The organism is Duganella margarita (genome assembly GCF_009857535.1).
Classification (GTDB): Bacteria; Pseudomonadota; Gammaproteobacteria; order Burkholderiales; family Burkholderiaceae_D; genus Rugamonas; species Rugamonas margarita.
In genome coordinates, this window is the sequence record NZ_WWCS01000010.1 from 39,235 (window position 1) to 59,283 (window position 20,049).

A 20,049-nucleotide genomic window follows, 5' to 3' on the forward strand; every position below is an offset into this window, starting at 1 on the left:
TTAGGGTATCTGTAAAAGTTTATGGGTTTGCAAGCTCAGCTTCCATTTCGGGTTGCGCTTGCAGGTCTCGATCGCGAGTTTGGTATTGAACTCGGCCAGCGGGCCATCCATGGCCTGCACGAAGAAATTCTCGAAGTCCAGTTGCTCGTAGGCCGACAAATCCTGATTGGTCTGCGGGATCACGACCTTGATTTCGCTGCCTTTTTTGACCACCAGTTCCGAGCCCATTTTGGGGCTGACGCAGATCCAGTCGACGCCGTCCGGCACCGGCAGCGTGCCATTGGTTTCAATCGCGATGGTAAAGCCGACCGCGTGCATGGCGTCGATCAGCGGCTTATCCAGTTGCAGCAGCGGCTCGCCGCCAGTGAACACCACATACTTGCTGGCGGTATAAGTTTCCGGCCACAGCGCATTGATGGTCGCGGCCAGTTCCTCAGGCGACTTGAATTTGCCGCCGCCTTCGCCGTCGGTACCGACAAAATCGGTATCGCAGAACTGGCAAATGGCGCTGGCGCGGTCGCTTTCGCGGCCGGTCCACAGGTTGCAGCCGGAAAAGCGGCAGAACACCGCCGGACGGCCGGCGTGGGCGCCCTCACCCTGCAACGTGTAGAAAATCTCTTTGATGCTGTAAGTCACGATAATTCCTGATAGGACAACCCTCAATTATATCCCACGCCACAGATTTCCGGAAAGCATGCCCAGATCTTGACATTTCACAAAGCTTCCAGCCGGCAAGGGGACTAAGGTCATATGTGGGTCCACTCTGGAAAGATACACCATGAGACATGCGCCGCCCCTGCTGGAAATCGACGTCATCTGCGCCAGTGTCTGCGTGCTGGCTTGTGCCACCTGCTTGTGGCTGTGGTGGCGACAGCGCCTCCATACGCTGCGGGCACTGAAGGAAGCGCGCCGCCAGGTGGCGCGCCTGGGCGCCAGCCAGCAGTCGCTGCGCGACGCCGAACGCCGCCGCATCGCCCGCGACCTGCATGATGATCTCGGCCAGCAACTGCTGGCGCTCGGCCTGGACACCGCCGCGCTGGCGCGCCAATATCCGGCCCTGCAGGCGCCGCTGGACCGCCTGGCGCAGCGTGTCCAGCACGCCACGCGGGCCATGCGCGCGATTGTCGACGACTTGCCGGCCGAGGCGCTGGAATCCGGCCTGGAAGGCGCGGTCCAGCAGCAGATCGACCAGTTCGCCCGCCTGAGCGGCATCCGCTGCCGGCTCGAGGCCGCGCCGGACGCCTTTGCCGGCCGCGCCGGGCACGGCATGGACAACGTCGTCTACCGCGTGCTGCAAGAATCGCTGAGCAACATCGTGCGCCACGCCCAGGCGTCGGAAGTGTGCGTGCGCCTGCGCCGCCAGGAACACAGCCTGAGCCTGACCGTGCGCGACAACGGCGTCGGCCTGCCGCAGCCCAAGGCGATCCTCGGCGCCGGCCGCCGCAGCCACGGCCTGCGCGGCATCGCCCAGCGCGTGGCCGAAGCCGGCGGCCGCTTTGACATCGCCAGCGAACCCGGCGCGGGAACGGCGCTGACCATGTCCTTCCCTCTTGCATAAAAACCACCAAGGCGCGTTATGACCGGAACACAAAAAATCCAGCACCTGATGGAGTTTTCACAGGCCGACCAGCAGCACGGCTTCGCGCTCAAGCTGATGGAACTGCTGGTGATCCCCACCTTCGTGCTCGACATCCACGGCAAGGTCATCATCTGGAACCGCGCCTGCGAGCGGCTCACTGGCGTGGCGGCGTGGGAAGTGCTGGGCACCGCCGACCACTGGCGCAGCTTCTACGGCGAGCAGCGGCCGACGCTGGCCGACCTGGTGATCCAGGGCCGCAGCGCCGAGCTGCACCGGCTGTACCGGCAACATGGACGCTGCAATGACACCGATCACAATCTGTGCGCGGAAAACTGGTGCGACATGCCGCGCATCGGCCGGCGCCGCTACCTGGCGGCCGACGCCAGCCCGATCTTCGACGCCGACGGCAAACTGGTGGCGGTGGTGGAAACGCTGCGCGACGTCACCGACGAAAAGCGCGCGCAGGTGGCGCTGGAACAACTGGCCACGCGCGACGGCCTGACGGGCCTGGCCAACCGGCGCTGCTTCGACGATACCCTGACCGCCGAATGGCAACGCGCGCTGCGCAACCAGCAGCCGCTGTCGCTGCTGATGGTCGACGTCGACAACTTCAAACAGTACAACGACGCCTACGGCCACCTGGGCGGCGACGAGTGCCTGCAACGCATCGCCAGCGCGGTGTCGAGCGAGATGCGCGCCAACGACCTGGTGGCGCGCTACGGCGGCGAGGAGTTCGCCGTGATCCTGCCCAACCAGTCGCTCAAGGGCGCGGCCATCGTGGCCGAGCGCATCCGCTGCCGGGTCGAGCAGCTGCGCCTGCCCAATCTGGGCAGCCAGCAGCATGTGGTGACGGTCAGCATCGGCGCGGCGACCGCGCTCGCATCGATCGAGACCGATCCGAGCCAGCTGGTGGCCACGGCCGACTCGGCGCTATACCGCGCCAAGCACATGGGCCGCAACCGCATCAGCCTGCCGGGGGCCGATCAGGCATACGACGAGTAGGCAATCGCCACCGGCATGTTCTGGCCGATCAATGCAATCCCCTCGGCCGACTCCGAGAATCCCAGCAGCACCTGCGCGCGCGTCACATGGTTGGCCATTGCATCGGTCCAGAACTGCAGGCCGGAGGCTTCCGGCGCGCGGTGCAGTACGTTATTGTAGAGCAGCGTGACAAAGGTGGCGTCGCTGGCATCGGCGCCGTAGGTACGCAAGAATTCGGCGCTGTAGGCAAAACCGTTGGCAATCGCCTCCAGCGGCGTCCCGTGATCAATATGGTAAAGCCAGAAGCCCATGCCGGCGTCGTCCGGCGCGCGGTTAAGGGCGGCAACGTAAAGCCGGTAGATGCTGCCGGCCGTGCCGGCCGTGTCCAGCGCCAGGCCGCCGTCGGCAAACGCCAGGCGCTCAACGCCGGTCAGCAGATCGGTGGCGCCGTTGGCGCGGGTATCGGTCAAGGTCACCGTCGAACCGCTGGCAGACAGCGAATAGTTGGCGCTGCCGCCGGTCAGCTGCAGCGTGTCCAGGCCGCTGCCGCCGACCACCAGCTGGTTGCCGCCGCCGGCCGTCAGCACATCGTTGGTACCCGTGCCGACCAACAACGAACTGTAGTTGGACAACTGAATGCTGGTGTCGCTGAACTGCAAGCGGGAAATGCCTTGCAAGGTGTCGACGCCGTCGCCGCTGACGTTCAGCGCGCCGAGCGTGCCGAACAGTGAATAGGACGCCAGCGACTTGCTGAATACCACCGTATCGCTGCCGCCGTTGCCGGCGATCTGGTCGTTGCCGGCGCCTTCGTAAATCACATCGTTGCCGGCGCCGCCGATAATCACATTGCCGGCCGCATTGGCGTAGATGGTCGAGCCGCCGCTGCCGGCAATCGCCCGCTCGATGGTGACGTTATAGGCGATCGAGATATTGTAGTAGCCCGGCGCCGTCGAGCTGAAGGTGCCGGCATTCAGGTTGATCAGCGTGGCGCCGGTGCAGGCGGAAAAATCGAAGGTATCGGCGCCGCCCGCATCCCAGATGCATTGCAGCGCGGCGTCCTTGCTGAAGCTGTACGTGTCGGCGCCGGTGTGGTAGCTCATGTTGGCGCCATACAAATATTGCATGGCCTGGATGTCGTACAGCATCGGCGTGATGCCGTAATTGCCATTCAGCTTGAAGCCGGCGCCGACGTTATACGACATCTGGGAATAATCGATATTGTCGGTGGCGGCCGGCAGGAACGGACCGTCGATCTCGCCGCCGGTCGAATTGTAGTTGCCCGGATGCTTGAGGCCTAGCGTGTGGCCAATCTCATGGATCAGCACCGACATGCCGAAATCGCCGTCGGCAAAATTGAAATTGTAGCGGTCCTGGTTGTTGGTGTACAACGACGTATTGTAGTTGCGGCCGTCCGGCAGGTAGGCATAGCCGCTGCTGGACTGCCCCTGGTCATTGGTGCCGAGCTCGATATCGCCGCCGGCCGACACTTCCTGGAACGCAATGTTGGCTACCGCCGCCCAGGTGGAAAGCGCCTGGCGCACGCCCTGCTGCTGCACCGCATCCATCGGCGCGAAACCGTTGGCGTCTTCCATGGTGGCGCCGTCCGGCACGCTCGTCAGAAAGCTATAGGTTAACGACACCGGCTGGCCCGCCGTGGTGTTCCAGCTACTATAGACCAGCGAATCAATCGCATTAATTCCGGTTGTCAGACTCATTACGCTATCTCAGGCAGTTACACATTACTTGCAGAATAGCATCATTCGAAGGGATTGGCGACGATGGTGGTGACCGGCGGCGGCAATTTGTCCGGCAATTGCTGCGCCTCAAGCTTCGCCACCACATCGGCCAGCAACTGCTGCAGCGCGCGGGCGTCGGCCAGGCCGGCCTGGTCTGCGGTAAGGTCGATATCGCCATGAATGGCGATGCGATCCAGGCGATTCTCGATGCACAGGCCGCCGATGTTCAGCACGTCCGACTCGTTTTGATACGGTACGAATTTCTTCATTATTTACTCCCCGTCTTGCGTTGACGCACATTGGCCACGCGCAGCATCACGGTTTTTTGCGCCGGCGTCAGCGATGGCAACAGATTGATGCCGATCTTGTCTTCCAGCTGGGCGATGCTCAGCAGCTCATATTGGGCGTCGGCGTGATTTTCGATAAAGAACGCGGCGCCGGCGCGCTGGCGCGGGCTGTACACCAGTTTATACAAATGCGTCGGCACCAGCACATTGCCGACTTTCTGCAGATTGCCGCCAATGAAAGCCGGGCCGGTCACCACATACAGATCGCCCTCCTTCTGCGCCATCTTGCGCACCACGCCCTCAATGCCGGCCCAGATATGGCGGTTGACCTCGCTATCCTGCGGCACCATGTTGGCCAGCGTAAAGCTCTCGTGCTGGGTGGCGCGGTCCGGCATATCGCCGTTCGGCGCCATGTGGCCGCGGTCGTAGCCGCTACGGGCGTAATCGGACAACTCGGCGCGGGCCGAGGCCGGCAGCCGTGATTCAGGATGGAAGGAATTTTCGCGCGACAAGGTCTTGGCGGCATCGACGTTTTCCGCCGTCAGGTGTTCCGCCGACCACAGCGGCGTCCGCGTCACGCCACTGTGCATCACGCCGAATACGCCGTAGCACAGTTCGGTCGTGGCGGCCGCCATTTTACTGTTGCGAATTTCCGGCAGGCGGCCGTCGACGTAGAACGCGGGACAGTTACCGGCCGCGGCCAGTCCGGCCGCCAGCAGGCCGCACACCAGCGTGGCGGCGGCCACGGAACGCTGTATCAGATGCATAGATTTCCAAGGGTAAAAAAGTTGGCCGCATTCTAGCCGAGCCCCCGGGAAACAAAAAGGGCCGGCGTTCAATCGAACGCCGGCCCTCTCAAACATCCAGCCCTACCAAGGCAATGTTTTGATATTTCAAATGCAGCAACACTGGTGTTAATTATACTTCGAACTCCCCCGGTGCCGCAAGCTGTTGCGTAGGTCAAAAATATATTCATTCTATTAAGAAATATTACTTTGTTGCCATGGGTTGTCAGGCTACACTTTACATTCTCACTGGCAACTAACAATAAAACAAATCATGAATATCACTAATCTGAAGATTGGTCACCGGCTGACGATTGCCTTCTCCCTGACCACCCTGCTGATGGCGGTGGTGGTGGTGGTCGGCGCGCTGGGCTTACGCGCCACCAGCGACGCCATCAGCCTGACCATTCAGGATCGCTACATGAAAATCGGCCTGCTCGGCGAGGTCAAGGACCACGTCTCGCAACAGGCGCGCAGCCTGCGCGACCTGTTGCTGACCGACGCCAACGAGGCCGGTGCCGAATATGCTGCCATCGGCCAGCGCAGCAAGGAAATCGGCGCCCTGCTCGACCAGCTGGGCGGCATCCTGCACCAGCCACAGGCGCTGGCCATGTTCAAGGAACTGAACGACACCCGCGCCGTCTACTCGCCGCTGCGCGACCAGATGGTCAGCGCCATCAAGGCCGGCGACAAAGAAACCGCCACTTCGCTGCTGCTGCAGAAAGTGCGGCCGGCGCAAAACGCCTACATCGGCGCGCTGGACAAGCTGATCGCGTACCAGGTGCAACTGATGCGCGACGCCGGCGCGGACGCCGAGCACACCGCCGCCAGTGCCAGCGCGCTGATGATCGCCCTGGGCGTGGCCGGCGCCGGCCTGGGTCTGTTCTGCGGCTGGTACGTCACGCGCAGCATCGTGCGGCCGATCGGATACGCGGTGCGGGTGGCGCGCACGGTGGCCGACGGCGACCTCAGTTCCGACATCCAGATCCGCAGCCGCGATGAAGTCGGCCAGCTGTCGGCCGCGCTGAAGGACATGAACAGCAGCCTGATTGCCATCGTCTCCGAAGTACGCAAAGGCACCGATTCGATCGGCACCGCGTCAGCCGAAATCGCCGCAGGCAATCTGGACCTGTCGGAACGCACCGAGCGTCAGGCTGGCTCGCTGGAAGAGACCGCTTCATCGATGGAAGAGCTGACCTCCACCGTCAAGCAGAACGCCAACAACGCTAGCCAGGCCAACCAGCTGGCCATGTCGGCCTCCGACATCGCGGGCAAAGGCGGCGCGGTGGTGGCGCAGGTGGTCGACACCATGGCCTCGATCAACGCCTCGTCGCGCAAGATCGTCGACATCATCGCCGTCATCGACGGCATCGCCTTCCAGACCAACATCCTGGCGCTGAACGCAGCAGTGGAAGCGGCGCGCGCCGGCGAACAGGGCCGCGGCTTTGCCGTGGTGGCGACCGAAGTGCGGAATCTCGCGCAACGCTCGGCTGCCGCCGCCAAGGAAATCAAGGAACTGATCGGCGACTCGGTCGACAAGGTCGATGCCGGCGCGCGCCTGGTGGACCAGGCCGGCGCCACGATGGCGGAAATCGTCGCCAGCGTGCGCCGCGTAACCGATATCATGGGCGAAATCGCCTTCGCCACGCAGGAGCAGCTGTCCGGCATTGAGCACATCAACGGCGCCATCACTGAGATGGACCAGTCAACGCAGCAGAACGCCGCGCTGGTCGAACAGGCTTCCGCTGCCGCCGTGACCATGCAGGAACAGGCCACGCACCTGGTAGACGCGGTCAGCGTTTTCAAGCTCGATGGCGTCGGTCGCCGCAGCGCCCTGCCGGCACCCAGCGCGCGCTCAGTTCCAGCCCGAAGGGACGAAACAGATCCCGGTTCGCCTCGTAAAACAGCTGCCGGTGTCGACCAGCACCCCGTCGTCATCCCACAAAATCGCCCGCAGCATAATCCGCATTCCTTGTAAAGAACGGCACGCCGACTGTGGCGTTGCCGCAGCGCGCATTGTACCCGCTGGTCTTGCCTGTCAGGGTGTGACATACTCGTTTCACCACAGCCCACCACCCGTGACATGGCCGTTTTTCCAACGCTACCGCGTAGCCTCAAATTCCGTATGACGGCGGTGGTCGTCATGCTGGTACTGAGCGCCACGCTGATCGTCACGCTGGTGGCGCTGCTGCTGGCGGAACGTGACATGCGCAGCGTGATCGGCGACCAGCAGTACGCGCTGCTGTCCTCCGCCGCCGCCCAGGTGGACGCGCAACTGACGGCCCGCGAAGTGCTGCTGGCCAGTCTGGCCGATAGCCTGCCGCTGGACGCCGGCATTGATCCGGCCGTGATGCAGGCCTACGTCGCGCGCCACGCGGCAGCGCGCAAGGAATTCCTCAATCTGCACCTCTTCACCCGCGACGGCACGCTGCTGCATATGGAGGGCGATCATGCGCAGGCAACGCGGGCGCTCAACCCGCGCAGCCGCGCCTTTCTGGAAAACGCGCTGGCCGGCGGCAAGCCGGTGATCTCGCCGCCGTACAAAAGCGTGGAAACCGGCCTGCCGTCGATCATGCTGCTGCAACCGGTACACGATGCGCAGGGCCGCACCGTCATGCTGCTGGGTGGCAGTATCGACCTGACCAATTCCGCTTTTCTGGAGCAGATCGCGGCGCAGAAGCCGGGCAAGACCGGCTTCATGTTCATCATGACGCGCGAAGGCATTCTGCTGCACCACCCGAATCACCAGCGGCTGCTGGAACACATCAACGCCCGCCCCGGCTACAACCGCGCCACCGACATGGCGCTGCGCGGCTTTGAAGGCTGGACCGAGGCGGTCAACAAGGACGGCAGCGAAGGCATTTACTCGTACAAGCACCTGGAATCGACCGACTGGATTATCGGCGCCCGCTTCCCGGTCGATGAGGCGTTTGCGCCAATGATCCAGATGCGCCAGCACGCCATGCTGGCCGCCGCCGTATTTGCCGCCATCGCCGGCATCATGGCGTGGCTGGCGATCCAGACGCTATTCAAGCCGATCGGCCGTCTGCACCGCAATATCGGCGAGATCCGCAGCGGCGCGGCCGACATCGGCGTGCTGCAACGCCAGCGCAGCGACGAAATCGGCGAATTGAGCGCCGCCTTCTACGAATTGATCGCCGAGCGCGAGGCCGCGCAAAAGGCCATTCGTGGCAGCGAGTCCCTGATCAGCAATATTCTGGAGCGCGCGCCGGACGCCTTTGTCAGCTGCGACAACACCGGCATCGTCACCAAATGGAATGCCGCCGCCGAACGCACCTTCGGCTGGACCCGCGAAGAAGCCATCGGCCGCGATATCGCGGAACTGATCGTGCCGCCCGACCAGCGCGACGCCCACCACACCGGCATGACGTACTTTGCGCTGGGCGGCAAAGGGCGGATGGTCAATGCGCGCGTGCGCGTCAACGCCGTCCACAAGGACGGCCACGCGATTCCGGTGGAACTGTCGATCGGCGCGCTGCGCCACGACGGCGCTTACCACGCCACCGCCTTCCTGCACGATATTACGGAACAGGTAGCGCACGAGCAGCAGATCGCCGCCAGCGAAAAACGCCTGCGCACCGTTGCCGACAGCATGCCGGCGCTGATCGCCTACATCGGCCGCGACTTGCGCTACCGCTTCACCAACGATCATTTTCGCGTGCTACTGGGACTCGATCCGCGTAGCATGCTGGACAAGCCGGTCAACGAGGTGCTGGGTGCGGATTTTGCCGGCAGCCTGCTGCAACTGAGCGAAGCGGCGCTGCGCGGCCAGCGCGTGCACTACGAGCGCGAAGGCGTGTACCGGGGCGTCAAGCGCCAGATGATGGGCGACCTGGTGCCGGACATCGGCGCCGACGGCAAGGTGTCGGGCTTCTACATGATGGCGCTGGATATCACTGAGCGCAAAAACGCCGAGTTGCAGCAGGCCGCCAGCGAAAAGCGCCTCAAGCTGCTCACCGATAACCTGCCGGTGCTGATTGCGTACCTGGACCGCGAGCGCAAATTCCAGTTCCTTAACGCGACCTTCCAGCACTGGTTCGGCACCGATCCGCAAACCCTGATCGGCCGCCATCTGGCCGAAGGCATCGGCGCCGACCAATACCGCACCGCCGAGCCGCACCTGGAGCAGGCCTATCGGGGCCAGGCCGCGACCTATGAGCTACAGACGCGCATCGGCGACGGCATGCACACGCTGGAAACCACCTTCCTGCCCGAGCTGTCCGCCGACGGCGAAGTACTCGGCATCTACTCGCTGACGCACGATACCACGCGCATGAAGGAAATCGAGGAGCGCCTCAAGCAGCTGGCGCGCATCGACAGCCTGACCGGCATCGCCAACCGCCTGATGTTTGAGGAAATCTTGCATGCGGCCGTGCTGCGCGTACGGCGCACCCGCAAGCCGCTGGCGCTGGCCTACCTGGACATCGATTACTTCAAAGAGATCAACGACACGCTGGGCCACGGCGCCGGCGACCAGGTGCTGAAGGAGTTTGCCGCGCGCCTGACCGCCAGCGTGCGCGCCTCGGATACGGTGGCGCGGCTGGCCGGCGACGAATTCGTCATCGTCTTCGAACTGGTGGCCAATGCGGAAGAAGCGGCGCGGCTGGCCGCCAAGATCGTCGACGCCATGCACGCACCCTTCACGCTGAACGGCGCGCCGCGCCACGTCACCACCAGCATCGGCGTGGCGGTGCACGAAGGTGACGATGAAACGCCGGCGGAACTGGTGGCGCGCGCCGACAGTGCGCTGTACGCCGCCAAACGCAATGGCCGCGACGGTTACACCGTCTCCGACTGACATCAAACACCATCACAAGGTTAAACAATGAGTATCAAAGAACACACGCAAGACCTGCAAGCCCTCGAAACCGCCGTCAAACTCCTGACCGACACGCCGGTGATGATCAAAATTACCAACGTGGTCGGCTCCACGATCGAGGCGGGATTGAAGGCGCTGCCGCAAAAAGGACGGGATGTGATTCAGTCGGCGACGCACAAGGGCCTGCACAAGGCGGTAGAAATCGCCGGCAAGACGCTGGAAGCAAAAACTCAGCAGGCCAGCAGCAAGACCCACCTGCTGGCAGCGGCGACCACCGGCGCCATTGGTGGCTTCTTCGGCTTTGCCGGACTGGCGGTGGAAATCCCCGCCACCACTGTGCTGATGATGCGCTCCATCCTCGACATCGCCCGCAGCGAGGGGCACGACATCACGGATTCAAAGGTGCAGCTGGAATGTCTGAGCGTTTTTAGCCACGGCAGCGAATCGAGCGACGCCGACGACAAAACCGACGCCAGCTACTACGCCTCGCGGGCGGCGCTGGCCGAAGTGATGACGGAAGCGGCCAGGTCGCTGAGCAAAATCGCCGCCGATCGCGCGGCCAAGAACCTGTCGGCGAAAACCGCCGGCAAATGGGTGGCGCAGCTCATCGATGCGATCGCGACCCGCTTCGGCATCGTGATCACCGAAAAGGCGGCGCTGCAAGCGGCGCCTTTCCTTGGCGCGTTCACCGGCGCCACCGTCAACAGCCTGTTCATGGACTTCTATCAGGACAAGGCGCGCGGCCATTTCACCGTGCTTCGACTGGAGGAAAAATACGGCATGGAGGCGATCCGCAGCGAATTCGAACAAATTCGCCGCGCCATGGCGCCGCCGGCGCGTTAAGCCGGTACGCCGCTGGCCAGGGGATTGGGCAGCGGCTCGGCCACGCGGTGCAGCAGATTGCGGTCGGTGTGGTGGAATTCCTCCTCGCCGCGCAGCAGCATCACCGTATCTTCCTCGTAGCCCCAGGTGCCGTCGTCGTTGATGGTGACCTTGATGCGATACTCGACGGTCTTGAAGCCATATTCCAGGAACGGATTGGAACGGATGCCGTAGGTGTCGGAGTCCAGCCGCGCCACCAGCTCGAACTGCCTGGCGTCCGGCTCCACCACCGCCGACGCCATGGCGATCTGGCCGCGCGGGATGCCCAGCGTCTGGATCACGGTCTTGGTTTTCGGTTCCCACAGCCAGTAACCGACCTGCTCGTGGTAGGTCTTGACGTTATCCGGCTTGTTGACGATGATCAGGTAACGCAGGCCGTAGAACAGCTGCGGACCGTTGGTGACCGGATCGATCGGATACAGCTCGATGCGCTCGACATACGCCTGCTTGCGCGCGCCGTCGGCCTTCGGCTTGGTATCCAGGCCGCGCTCCCCTTTCCAGATGCCCGCCATCGGCGTCAGCGGGCCGAGGTTGGCCAGGGTGTTGACATCGACTGGCGACGGCTCGGTGTAGATATCGGTGGAAAACTCGGTCATGCTGGGTCCTGTGGTAAATGAATGCAGGCGCTATTGTAAGATGCCTAGAGCGTGATTTCCATGCCGTCGTAGGCCGAGACGATCTCCAGCGGCGCCTCGCAGGTAACCTCGGCATAGCGCCGCGTTTCCGCCAGCACGCGCGAGATGCGGGCATCGTCATACACCGGTTCATGATGGAACAGGCAAAGCTGGCGCACGCCTGCCAATTGGCATAGTTCGACCCCTACCACATTGCTGGAGTGCCCCCAGTCGGCCTTCACCGAAATCGACTCCTCCAGCGAATACATGGCGTCGAAGATCACCAGGTCGGCATCGCGGAAGAACTCTACAAAGCCAGCCAGTTCGGCGGCGTTATCCAGCTTGTGTTCCGAGTCGGTGGTGTAAATCATCGCCTTGCCGCCCTGCTCCAGCCGGTAGCCGTAGGAGTCGCCGCCGTGCAGCTGCAGCTTGGCCGTTACCGTCACGTCGCGCAGCTGCAACGGCACGCCGGGCGTCATCTGCACGAACGAGATGTCGGCCGCCAGCTGGTCGAACGGTACAGGGAAACTGATCGGGTCCTGCTGGCGGCGCAATGCCGCTTCCAGCTCCTGGTGGCAGCCATAGATGATGATACGGTTGCCCGGAATGTAACCTGGCGTAAAAAATGGGAAGCCCATGATGTGATCCCAGTGCAGGTGCGACAGGAACACATGATAGGTCTGCGGTTGCGCCGCGCCGTAGCGCGCCAGCTTGGCGCCGGCCAGCGGCCGCACGCCCGAACCCAGGTCGAGGATGATGTGTTCATGCACCGCGTCGGCATCCCAGGCTTCGACTTCCACGCAGCTGGAATTGCCGCCATAGGTGCCGCGCACCTCGAAGCTCAGCTCATGATCAACATAGTCCGCCACTTTTTCAGGCGTATCGAGTCCGCGGCCGATGGCGCCTTCCAGCGCTGTCACCAGCTTGGCGCGGATTTGCTTGTGGTTCAGGGCGACCGGCAACGAACCGCGCGCGCCCCAGATGCGTGCCTTCATGCGGCGCCCATGATAGAGTGTAATAGACAACTAATTTTGCATTATCGCATCCTTTTGTATATTTGGCACCTTCGGCTGCCATTGCCATCCGTGCTATTCTTTCGCCCTCGACGAATTTAACAGTCACCAGCAGGAGCACGCGCATGCCGTCACTACAACAATTTTTCAAGCTCGCAGAGCACGGCACCAGCGTCCGCACCGAAGTCGTCGCCGGCGTTACCACCTTCCTGACGATGGCCTACATCATCTTCGTCAACCCGGCCATCCTGGGCGACGCCGGCGTGCCCAAGGACGCGGTGTTCGTCGCCACCTGCCTGGCCGCCGCGCTCGGCACCATCATCATGGGCGTGTACGCCAACTACCCGATCGGCATGGCGCCGGGCATGGGCCTGAACGCCTATTTCGCCTACGCCGTGGTGCTGGGCATGGGCGTGCCGTGGCAGTCCGCGCTGGGTGCCGTGTTCATCTCCGGCTGCCTGTTCATCATCGTCAGCCTGTTCAAAATACGCGAGCACATCGTCAACGGCATACCGCATTCATTGAGGGTAGCGATTACCGTCGGCCTGGGACTATTCCTGGCGCTGATCGCAATGAAGAGCGCCGGCCTAGTGGTGGCCAATCCGGAAACGCTGGTGCGCGTGGGCGACGTCCACAATCCGCACACCATCATGGCGATCTTCGGCTTCCTGCTGATCGTTACGCTGGACCGCCTGAAGGTGCCGGGCGCGCTGTTGATCGGCATTGTGGCGGTAACGGTGCTGAGCTTCTTCTTCGGCGGGAATACCTTCCACGGCTTCATGTCGCTGCCGCCGTCGATCGAACCGACCTTGTTCCATCTGGATCTGCAAGGCGCGCTGGGTCTCGGCCTGTTTAACGTTGTACTGGTGTTTTTTCTGGTCGAACTGTTTGACGCCACCGGCACGCTGATGGGCGTGGCCTCGCGCGCCGGGTTGCTGGTCAATGGCCGCATGGAGCGCCTCAACAAGGCGCTGCTGGCCGACAGCACCGCCATCGTCGCCGGCTCACTGCTGGGCACTTCCAGCACCACCGCGTATCTGGAAAGCGCGGCGGGCGTGCAAGCCGGCGGCCGCACCGGCCTGACCGCGCTGGTGGTCGCCGTGCTGTTCCTGGCCGCGCTGTTCTTCGCGCCGATTGCCGGCGTGGTGCCGGCCTACGCCACCGCTCCGGCGCTGCTGTTCGTCGCCTGCCTGATGCTGCGCGACCTGGTCGACGTTGACTGGAGCGACACCACCGAAAGCGTGCCGGCAGCAATTACCGCACTGGTGATTCCGTTCACCTATTCGATCGCACACGGCATCGCCTTCGGCTTCATTACCTACGCCGGCCTGAAACTGCTGACCGGCCAGGCGCGCCAGGTCAAGCCGGTGGTGTGGATCATCGCCGTGGTGTTCCTGATCAAATACACCTACGTCACCGCCTAGCCCCCGTCGTTCCCGCGCAAGCGGGAACCCATGCTGAAATCGTTCCTGCGCGGTTCTATGGATTCCCGCCTGCGCGGGAATGACGGTGTACGTTGTCGACCACCAGCGTCGGCATTTCGCGGATCGGCAGCACGCCAATCAGGTTATGCAGCCGCATGCGGCACAACGTCAGAATATCTTCCTGCGGCGCTGCCAGCCGCATTTGCACCTCCATGCCGTATGGCGTGGCGGTGGTGCGCAACGCGCGCAACTCAATATCCAATCGCCGCACGACCTGTAAAGCCGCCTCCAATGTGGCGATCGACGCATCCGGCTCGATGCAGAAACGGTAGCTTTTTTGTGTGGTATCCATGCTGATAGCATAGCCATAAACGCGAAAAATAGGCTTCTCGGATTTATGCCAATTCCAGCGAATAGCAGCAGATTATCCTACCTGGATTAAAATGCCTGGAATATTCATCCTCTATTACGCCAATCCATGGAAATCGACGAAATCGATCGCCGCATCCTGCGCGAATTGCGCAAGGACGGCCGCCTGAGTAACACCAAGCTGGCCGAGAAAGTCGGCCTGTCCACCACGCCCTGCTGGAACCGCGTGCGCGCGCTGGAAGAAGGCGGCATGATCGAAGGCTACGCCGCCCTGCTCAGCCAGACGGCGCTCGGGTACCCGGACACCGTCATCATCGAAGTGACGCTGGACCGGCACGACGACGACATCTTCGAAAAATTCGGCCAGGCGCTGGCCACCCTGCCGGAGGTGATGGAAGCCTATCTGCTGACCGGCGACTACGATTACCTGATCAAGGTGGCCGTCGCCGGCACCGCCGGCTACGAGGAATTCCTGCGCAAGAAGCTCTACAAGCTGCCGGGCCTCAAGCACAGCCGCTCCACCTTCGTGCTGCGCTGCCTGAAGCGCGCACATTCTGTCGAGCCCTAACTGTGTGCGCTTGCGTACAGATGCATATCCGGAAAAAGTTCATGCTTAAAGTTCATCCAATCAGGAGAAGATAATGAACAACACAATCAAGATCGCCGTGGCCGCCGCCGCGCTGGGTATGGCTTCGCAAGCTTTCGCACAAATCACATTCTATGAAGGCGAAGGCTTGCGTGGCCGCGCCTACGCCGCCAATGGCCAGGTGCGCGACCTGTCGCGCAACGGCTTCAACGACCGCGCCTCGTCGGTGGTGGTGGAACGCGGCCAATGGGAAGTCTGCGAAGACGCAAACTTCCGCGGCCAATGCATGGTGCTGCGCCGTGGCAGCTACGAGTCGCTGCGCGGCATGGGCCTGAACGACCGCATCTCGTCGGTGCGCCCGGTCAAAATGCGCGACCGCTATGAAAATGAAGCGCCGCCGCCAGTTGCGCAACCCAGCTACGAATGGCGCCGCCGCCCTAGCGAGCGTGTCATCGACGTGCCTATCCGCGACGTGCGCGCAGTGGTCGGCTCGCCGGAGCAACGCTGCTGGGTCGAGCGTCAACAGGTCAACGAGCCTTCCCGTCCTAATGCCGGCGGCGTCATCGCCGGCGCGCTGATCGGCGGCATCCTCGGCCACCAGGTCGGCGGCGGCACCGGCCGTGACGTCGCCACTGCCGGCGGCGCGATTGCCGGCGCAGCCATCGGCAACAACGTCGCCAACCAGAACAACGTCTCCACCCGCGACGTACGCCGTTGCGAAAACGTCGGCAACCAAAAGCCGGAATACTGGGAAGTGACCTATGACTACCGTGGCGTGCAGCATCGCGTGCAAATGACTACGCCACCGGGCAACACCATCGCCGTCAACGCCAAGACCGGCGAACCACGCATGTAAGGTGCTTGCGGCGGCTGTCCGCCTGATATAGAATGAGAATCATTCCCATTCTCATATTATGACAGTCGCCGCTTCCTCGATCAAGCATCCGCACTTCACCGCCCTGTACAGCCAGCACCACTCGTGGCTACAGCGCTGGCTGTGCGTCAAGCTGGGTAACGCCAGCGATGCAGCCGATCTGGCGCAAGACACCTTCACCCGCATTCTCGGCCGCGCCGATCTGGCCGCGCTGCACGAACCGCGCGCCTTCCTCACCACGGTAGCAAAAGGTGTACTGGTCAACTGGTATCAGCGTCAGGCGCTGGAACGCGCCTATCTGGAGGCATTGGCCGCGCTGCCCGAGCCGACCGCCATCTCGCCCGAACAACGCCTGCTGATCCTCGAAACGCTGCACGTCATCGACGCCATGCTGGATGCGCTGCCGCCCAAGGTGAAGCAAGCCTTCCTGATGGCGCAACTGGACGGCATGGGCTACGCCGACATCGCCACACATCTCGACCTGTCGCTCATCACCATCAAGCGCTATATGAAGCAGGCGTTCCTGCAATGCCTGCTGGCGATGGAGGACGCGCCGTGAACGCCCGCGTATCACCCGAGGCGCTGGAACAGGCGGCCGAATGGCTGGTGCGCCTGCAAGACGGCGCCACCACTGAAGACCACGCCGCCTGCGAAGAGTGGCGCGCCAGTGACCCGCAGCATGCGCTGGCGTGGGAACGCGCCGAACGCCTGCTGGATAAACTGGGCACGCTGCCGCCGGAACTGGCGATGCCGGTGCTGAATCGCGTGCATGATGGCCACCGTGCCGGCCGCCGCGCGGCAGCCGCCCGCATCGTCGCGCTGATGCTGACCGTGCCGGTGGCATGGGGCGGCTGGCGTTACGCCCAATCGCAGCAGTGGACCGCCGATATCCGCACAGCTGTCGGCGAACGCCGCACAGTGACACTGGCCGACGGCACCAGCGTCACGCTCAACACCGCCAGCGCCATCGACGTCCGCTTCACCGCCACGGAGCGCCTGATCGTACTGCGCGGCGGCGAGATCCTGGTCCGCAGCGGTCATGCGCCGGCTGCCGGCCCGCTGCGCGTGCGCACGCCGGAAGGCGTGATGGAGCCGCTCGGCACCGTGTTCAATGTACGCCGCTACGAATGCAGCACCAGCCTCGCCGTGCTGGAAGGCGCGGTGCGCGTTACGCCCGCCGCGAGCGGCGCAGCGCACACCATCAACGCCGGCGACCAGACCCGCTTCAATCAGCAGCGCATCTCTCCGCTGCGCATCGTCGATCCCGCACTAAGCGCCTGGACCCGTGGCATGCTGCTGGCCGACCAGATGCGGCTCGACACACTGGTGACCGAACTGTCGCGCTACCGCAATGGCCTGGTGCGCGTCGATCCGTCGGTGGCGGCGCTGCGCGTCTCCGGCGCCTTCCCGATCGGCGACAGCGAACGCACGTTGGATATGCTGGTCTCCACCTACCCGGTCGATGCCGTCCAGCGCCTGCGCGGCTATTGGATTACGCTGATTCCCCGCACCTGAAAATATTTTTGTATTTGGCTGATACTTTTTTGCGGCTCGGCTGGCATACAGACAGACACCCTCTATCTGCCACCGAAAGGAAGTAACCGCAATGCCAGCCAATCGCCCTGCCTCGTCCGAACGCCGACTCCCGCGCGCCATCCGTATCGCCCTGCTCAGCATGACGCTGGCCGCCGGCCATGCCGCCACAGGCGCCAGCGCCATGGCCGCAGAGGCGCCGGCCGCCGCCCAGCAGGCGTACCAACTGCCGGCCGGCCCGCTGGGCCGCACGTTGTCAGGCGTCGCGGTCAATGCAGGCATCTCGCTGTCCTTCGATCCGGCCCTGACCTCAGGCCTGAACAGCCCAGCACTGCAAGGCAGCTACACCCCGCGCGCAGCGCTGGAACATCTGCTGGCCGGCAGCGGCCTGGTACTGGTGTCCCGCACCGACGGCACGTTGACGCTGCAAAAACAGGGGGCGGTGTCCAGCGCCGTGGCCGGCGCGGCAGCTGCCCCCCCAGCCACGCTGGCCCAGGTGGAAGTCCACGGCGTCACCGATGGCGCGCCGGGCCAGACCCGCAGCACCGGCGCCACCGGACTGGAACTGTCGATCCGCGATACGCCCCAAGCCGTCAGCGTCATGACCGCCCAGCGCATCGCCGACCAGCACCTGGAAACGCTGCAAGACGTGGTCGGACAAACCACCGGCATCACCCTGGAGCACTCGTCCGCCAGCCGCGAGACCGATCAATTGTTCTCGCGCGGCTTCGCCATCGACACCTATATGTTCGACGGCATCCCGACCACCAAGCTGGTGGAACCGGCCGGCTTTGACGCCGCCATCTACGAGCGCATCGAGGTAGTGCGCGGCGCCGCAGGTCTGATGGGCGGGAACGGCAGCCCGGCCGCCGCCGTCAACCTGGTGCGCAAGCGGCCAACGCGCGAGCTGCACGCCGATGTGGAACTTGAAGCCGGTAGCTGGGACAAGTACCGCGCGCAGGCCGACATCTCCGCGCCGCTGAGCGAAGATAAGCACGTGCGCGGACGCGTGGTGGTGGCCCATCAGAATGCCGATTCCTACGTCGACCGCTATCACCAGGACAAAGACCTGTTCTACGGCATCGTCGAAGCGGACCTTGGCCCGTCCACGCTGCTGAGCGCAGGCTTGAGCTACCAGAACGAGCGGCTGGATGGCGCCAGCCGTGGTTTCGCCGCCTACTACAGCGACGGCGCCAAGACCGATTTCCCGCGCTCGACCAACAGCGCCTCGAGCTCCAGCTATTACATCCGCAAGCAAAGCCTGGCCTTTGCCACGCTGGAACACTACTTTGCCAACGAATGGACCGCGAAAGTCGCGTTCAACTACGCCGCCAATCAGTACGACGCGGTGCAAGGCTACGCCGCGCGCGGTTCGCTGGACCGGCAGACCGGCGCCGGCCTGTCGCTATGGCAGACCAAGTGGGACAGCAAACCGGAACAGTTTTCGGTTGATGCCTTTGCCAGCGGCCCGTTCGAGGCCTTCGGCCGCAAGCACGAAGCGGTGATTGGCTTCAGTGCCTCCGACATGAAGAACACCGGCCCAAGCTACCCATCGTGGGTATTGCCGGGTTACGACGCCACGGTGCCGAACTTCTTCACCTGGAACGGCAATTCGCCGACACCCAACTACGTCGGCACCATCAGCGGAAGCTATACGGAAAAGGAAAAGCAGCTGGCCGGCTATGGCTCGCTGCGACTGCGTCCGACCGATGATGTATCTGTCATTCTCGGCGCGCGCGTCGCCAACTGGAAGCGCACCACCGAAAGCGTGAGCTGGGGCTCGCCGACCGTGAACGACGAAGTTGAAAGCAACGGCAATATCACCCCGTACGCCGGCGTGGTCTACACCATCAATCCCCAATGGTCCGCTTACGCCAGCTACACCGGCATCTTCGCGCCGCAGACCTACCGCGACCGCAACAACCGCGTCATCGATCCGCTGGAAGGCAGGAACGCGGAAGTCGGCATCAAGGGCGATCTGCTGGACGGTCTGCTGAGCACCAGCCTGTCGGTGTTCCGCATGCGCCAGGATAACCTGGCCGAGATGGATGCCGACCAGCTGGTGCTACCGGACGGCTCCAACGCCTATCACACCGTCAAAGGCGCGACCGCAAAAGGCTTTGAACTGGAAGTGTCGGGCCAGATCCAGCGCGGCTGGCAGCTGACCGCTGGCTATGCCCATTCGCGCATCGAAGACCAGCAAGGCAAGCGCCTGCAAACCAGTCAGCCTCTCAACAACTTCAAACTGTGGACCAGCTACGACCTGGCCAACGTCGGCAACGGCCTGACGCTGGGCGGTGGGGTCAACTGGCAAGGCGACATCTATCAGGACGGCATGGGGCCGAACGGCGAACGCTTCACACAGCACAGCTACGCGCTGGTGGCCTTGATGGCGCGCTATCGCATCAGCAAGGAACTGTCGGCCACGGTCAACCTGAATAATGCGCTGGACAAGCATTATTACTCGACCGGCTACGGCAATTACTACGGCGATCCGCGCAATGTGACGCTGTCCCTGAACTACCGCTTTCGCTAAGCCGACGGAG

The 20,049-nt window shown here is 63.3% G+C and carries 18 protein-coding genes; 11 read left to right on the top strand and 7 right to left on the bottom strand.

The window, feature by feature from the left end:
- Positions 1 to 636 carry a 7-carboxy-7-deazaguanine synthase gene (gene queE, locus GTP55_RS16445; protein WP_161045956.1) on the bottom strand — a complete coding sequence of 212 codons (636 nt, stop codon included), beginning with the start codon at positions 634 to 636 and terminating at the stop codon, positions 1 to 3.
- A gap of 142 nt (positions 637 to 778) precedes the next feature.
- Between queE and GTP55_RS16450 the strand changes: the two genes are divergently transcribed.
- Positions 779 to 1,558, top strand: coding sequence for a sensor histidine kinase (locus GTP55_RS16450; RefSeq protein ID WP_161045957.1), 780 nt, complete (start codon positions 779 to 781; stop codon positions 1,556 to 1,558).
- Positions 1,559 to 1,576: 18 nt separating this feature from the next.
- Positions 1,577 to 2,581 (top strand): sensor domain-containing diguanylate cyclase, encoded by a 1,005-nt coding sequence (locus GTP55_RS16455; RefSeq protein WP_229257966.1) that lies wholly within the window; start codon positions 1,577 to 1,579, stop codon positions 2,579 to 2,581.
- Here the strand turns inward: GTP55_RS16455 and GTP55_RS16460 are convergent.
- The 3 genes from GTP55_RS16460 to GTP55_RS16470 are packed head-to-tail and all read right to left on the bottom strand — an operon-like array spanning position 2,563 to position 5,350.
- Positions 2,563 to 4,275, bottom strand: a complete 1,713-nt coding sequence (locus tag GTP55_RS16460; RefSeq protein ID WP_161045958.1) for a DUF4214 domain-containing protein — start codon at positions 4,273 to 4,275, stop codon at positions 2,563 to 2,565. The genes GTP55_RS16455 and GTP55_RS16460 overlap by 19 nt on opposite strands.
- 41 nt (positions 4,276 to 4,316) lie before the next feature.
- Positions 4,317 to 4,565 carry a hypothetical protein gene (locus GTP55_RS16465; RefSeq protein WP_161045959.1) on the bottom strand — a complete coding sequence of 83 codons (249 nt, stop codon included), beginning with the start codon at positions 4,563 to 4,565 and terminating at the stop codon, positions 4,317 to 4,319.
- Complete coding sequence (locus GTP55_RS16470; RefSeq protein WP_161045960.1) at positions 4,565 to 5,350, bottom strand: DNA/RNA non-specific endonuclease; 786 nt, start codon at positions 5,348 to 5,350, stop codon at positions 4,565 to 4,567. The genes GTP55_RS16465 and GTP55_RS16470 overlap by 1 nt, the downstream gene beginning before the upstream one ends.
- A gap of 292 nt (positions 5,351 to 5,642) precedes the next feature.
- Between GTP55_RS16470 and GTP55_RS16475 the strand changes: the two genes are divergently transcribed.
- The 3 genes from GTP55_RS16475 to GTP55_RS16485 all read left to right on the top strand — a co-directional run bounded on the left by GTP55_RS16475 (position 5,643) and on the right by GTP55_RS16485 (position 11,051).
- Positions 5,643 to 7,346, top strand: a complete 1,704-nt coding sequence (locus tag GTP55_RS16475) for a methyl-accepting chemotaxis protein (RefSeq protein WP_229257967.1) — start codon at positions 5,643 to 5,645, stop codon at positions 7,344 to 7,346.
- Positions 7,347 to 7,511: 165 nt separating this feature from the next.
- Complete coding sequence (locus GTP55_RS16480; protein ID WP_161045961.1) at positions 7,512 to 10,187, top strand: sensor domain-containing diguanylate cyclase; 2,676 nt, start codon at positions 7,512 to 7,514, stop codon at positions 10,185 to 10,187.
- A 27-nt stretch (positions 10,188 to 10,214) separates the two neighbouring features.
- Positions 10,215 to 11,051, top strand: coding sequence for an EcsC family protein (locus GTP55_RS16485; RefSeq protein WP_161045962.1), 837 nt, complete (start codon positions 10,215 to 10,217; stop codon positions 11,049 to 11,051).
- On the opposite strand, the gene GTP55_RS16490 is transcribed toward GTP55_RS16485, so the two are convergent.
- Positions 11,048 to 11,686, bottom strand: coding sequence for an FABP family protein (locus tag GTP55_RS16490; RefSeq protein WP_161045963.1), 639 nt, complete (start codon positions 11,684 to 11,686; stop codon positions 11,048 to 11,050). The genes GTP55_RS16485 and GTP55_RS16490 overlap by 4 nt on opposite strands.
- 44 nt (positions 11,687 to 11,730) lie before the next feature.
- Entirely contained in the window at positions 11,731 to 12,699 is a 969-nt protein-coding gene (locus GTP55_RS16495) for an MBL fold metallo-hydrolase (protein WP_161045964.1), read from the bottom strand.
- A gap of 143 nt (positions 12,700 to 12,842) precedes the next feature.
- Here GTP55_RS16495 and GTP55_RS16500 point away from each other — a divergent pair, with 143 nt between their 5' ends.
- Complete coding sequence (locus tag GTP55_RS16500; protein ID WP_161045965.1) at positions 12,843 to 14,141, top strand: NCS2 family permease; 1,299 nt, start codon at positions 12,843 to 12,845, stop codon at positions 14,139 to 14,141.
- A gap of 55 nt (positions 14,142 to 14,196) precedes the next feature.
- On the opposite strand, the gene GTP55_RS16505 is transcribed toward GTP55_RS16500, so the two are convergent.
- A complete protein-coding gene (locus tag GTP55_RS16505; RefSeq protein ID WP_161045966.1) occupies positions 14,197 to 14,493 on the bottom strand; it encodes a hypothetical protein in 297 nt (98 codons plus the stop codon).
- A gap of 126 nt (positions 14,494 to 14,619) precedes the next feature.
- Between GTP55_RS16505 and GTP55_RS16510 the strand changes: the two genes are divergently transcribed.
- The 5 genes from GTP55_RS16510 (at position 14,620) to GTP55_RS16530 (ending at position 20,039) form a co-directional block, all read left to right on the top strand.
- Positions 14,620 to 15,078, top strand: coding sequence for an Lrp/AsnC family transcriptional regulator (locus tag GTP55_RS16510; protein ID WP_161045967.1), 459 nt, complete (start codon positions 14,620 to 14,622; stop codon positions 15,076 to 15,078).
- A 73-nt stretch (positions 15,079 to 15,151) separates the two neighbouring features.
- Entirely contained in the window at positions 15,152 to 15,952 is an 801-nt protein-coding gene (locus GTP55_RS30210; RefSeq protein ID WP_161045968.1) for a beta/gamma crystallin-related protein, read from the top strand.
- Between the two features lie 58 nt (positions 15,953 to 16,010).
- A complete protein-coding gene (locus GTP55_RS16520; RefSeq protein WP_161045969.1) occupies positions 16,011 to 16,529 on the top strand; it encodes a sigma-70 family RNA polymerase sigma factor in 519 nt (172 codons plus the stop codon).
- Positions 16,526 to 17,485, top strand: coding sequence for a FecR domain-containing protein (locus GTP55_RS16525; protein WP_371868368.1), 960 nt, complete (start codon positions 16,526 to 16,528; stop codon positions 17,483 to 17,485). Before GTP55_RS16520 ends, GTP55_RS16525 begins: the two co-directional genes overlap by 4 nt.
- 91 nt (positions 17,486 to 17,576) lie before the next feature.
- Entirely contained in the window at positions 17,577 to 20,039 is a 2,463-nt protein-coding gene (locus GTP55_RS16530; protein ID WP_161045971.1) for a TonB-dependent siderophore receptor, read from the top strand.
- Positions 20,040 to 20,049 lie beyond the last annotated feature (10 nt).

Bases quoted from the DNA above. Each gene is read 5' to 3' on its own strand.
- GTP55_RS16450 (WP_161045957.1), top strand. From the start codon at position 779: ATGAGACATGCGCCGCCCCTGCTGGAAATCGACGTCATCTGCGCCAGT.
- GTP55_RS16455 (WP_229257966.1), top strand. From the start codon at position 1,577: ATGACCGGAACACAAAAAATCCAGCACCTGATGGAGTTTTCACAGGCC.
- GTP55_RS16460 (WP_161045958.1), bottom strand. From the start codon at position 4,275: ATGAGTCTGACAACCGGAATTAATGCGATTGATTCGCTGGTCTATAGT.
- GTP55_RS16465 (WP_161045959.1), bottom strand. From the start codon at position 4,565: ATGAAGAAATTCGTACCGTATCAAAACGAGTCGGACGTGCTGAACATC.
- GTP55_RS16470 (WP_161045960.1), bottom strand. From the start codon at position 5,350: ATGCATCTGATACAGCGTTCCGTGGCCGCCGCCACGCTGGTGTGCGGC.
- GTP55_RS16475 (WP_229257967.1), top strand. From the start codon at position 5,643: ATGAATATCACTAATCTGAAGATTGGTCACCGGCTGACGATTGCCTTC.
- GTP55_RS16480 (WP_161045961.1), top strand. From the start codon at position 7,512: ATGCTGGTACTGAGCGCCACGCTGATCGTCACGCTGGTGGCGCTGCTG.
- GTP55_RS16485 (WP_161045962.1), top strand. From the start codon at position 10,215: ATGAGTATCAAAGAACACACGCAAGACCTGCAAGCCCTCGAAACCGCC.
- GTP55_RS16490 (WP_161045963.1), bottom strand. From the start codon at position 11,686: ATGACCGAGTTTTCCACCGATATCTACACCGAGCCGTCGCCAGTCGAT.
- GTP55_RS16495 (WP_161045964.1), bottom strand. From the start codon at position 12,699: ATGAAGGCACGCATCTGGGGCGCGCGCGGTTCGTTGCCGGTCGCCCTG.
- GTP55_RS16500 (WP_161045965.1), top strand. From the start codon at position 12,843: ATGCCGTCACTACAACAATTTTTCAAGCTCGCAGAGCACGGCACCAGC.
- GTP55_RS16505 (WP_161045966.1), bottom strand. From the start codon at position 14,493: ATGGATACCACACAAAAAAGCTACCGTTTCTGCATCGAGCCGGATGCG.
- GTP55_RS16510 (WP_161045967.1), top strand. From the start codon at position 14,620: ATGGAAATCGACGAAATCGATCGCCGCATCCTGCGCGAATTGCGCAAG.
- GTP55_RS30210 (WP_161045968.1), top strand. From the start codon at position 15,152: ATGAACAACACAATCAAGATCGCCGTGGCCGCCGCCGCGCTGGGTATG.
- GTP55_RS16520 (WP_161045969.1), top strand. From the start codon at position 16,011: ATGACAGTCGCCGCTTCCTCGATCAAGCATCCGCACTTCACCGCCCTG.
- GTP55_RS16530 (WP_161045971.1), top strand. From the start codon at position 17,577: ATGCCAGCCAATCGCCCTGCCTCGTCCGAACGCCGACTCCCGCGCGCC.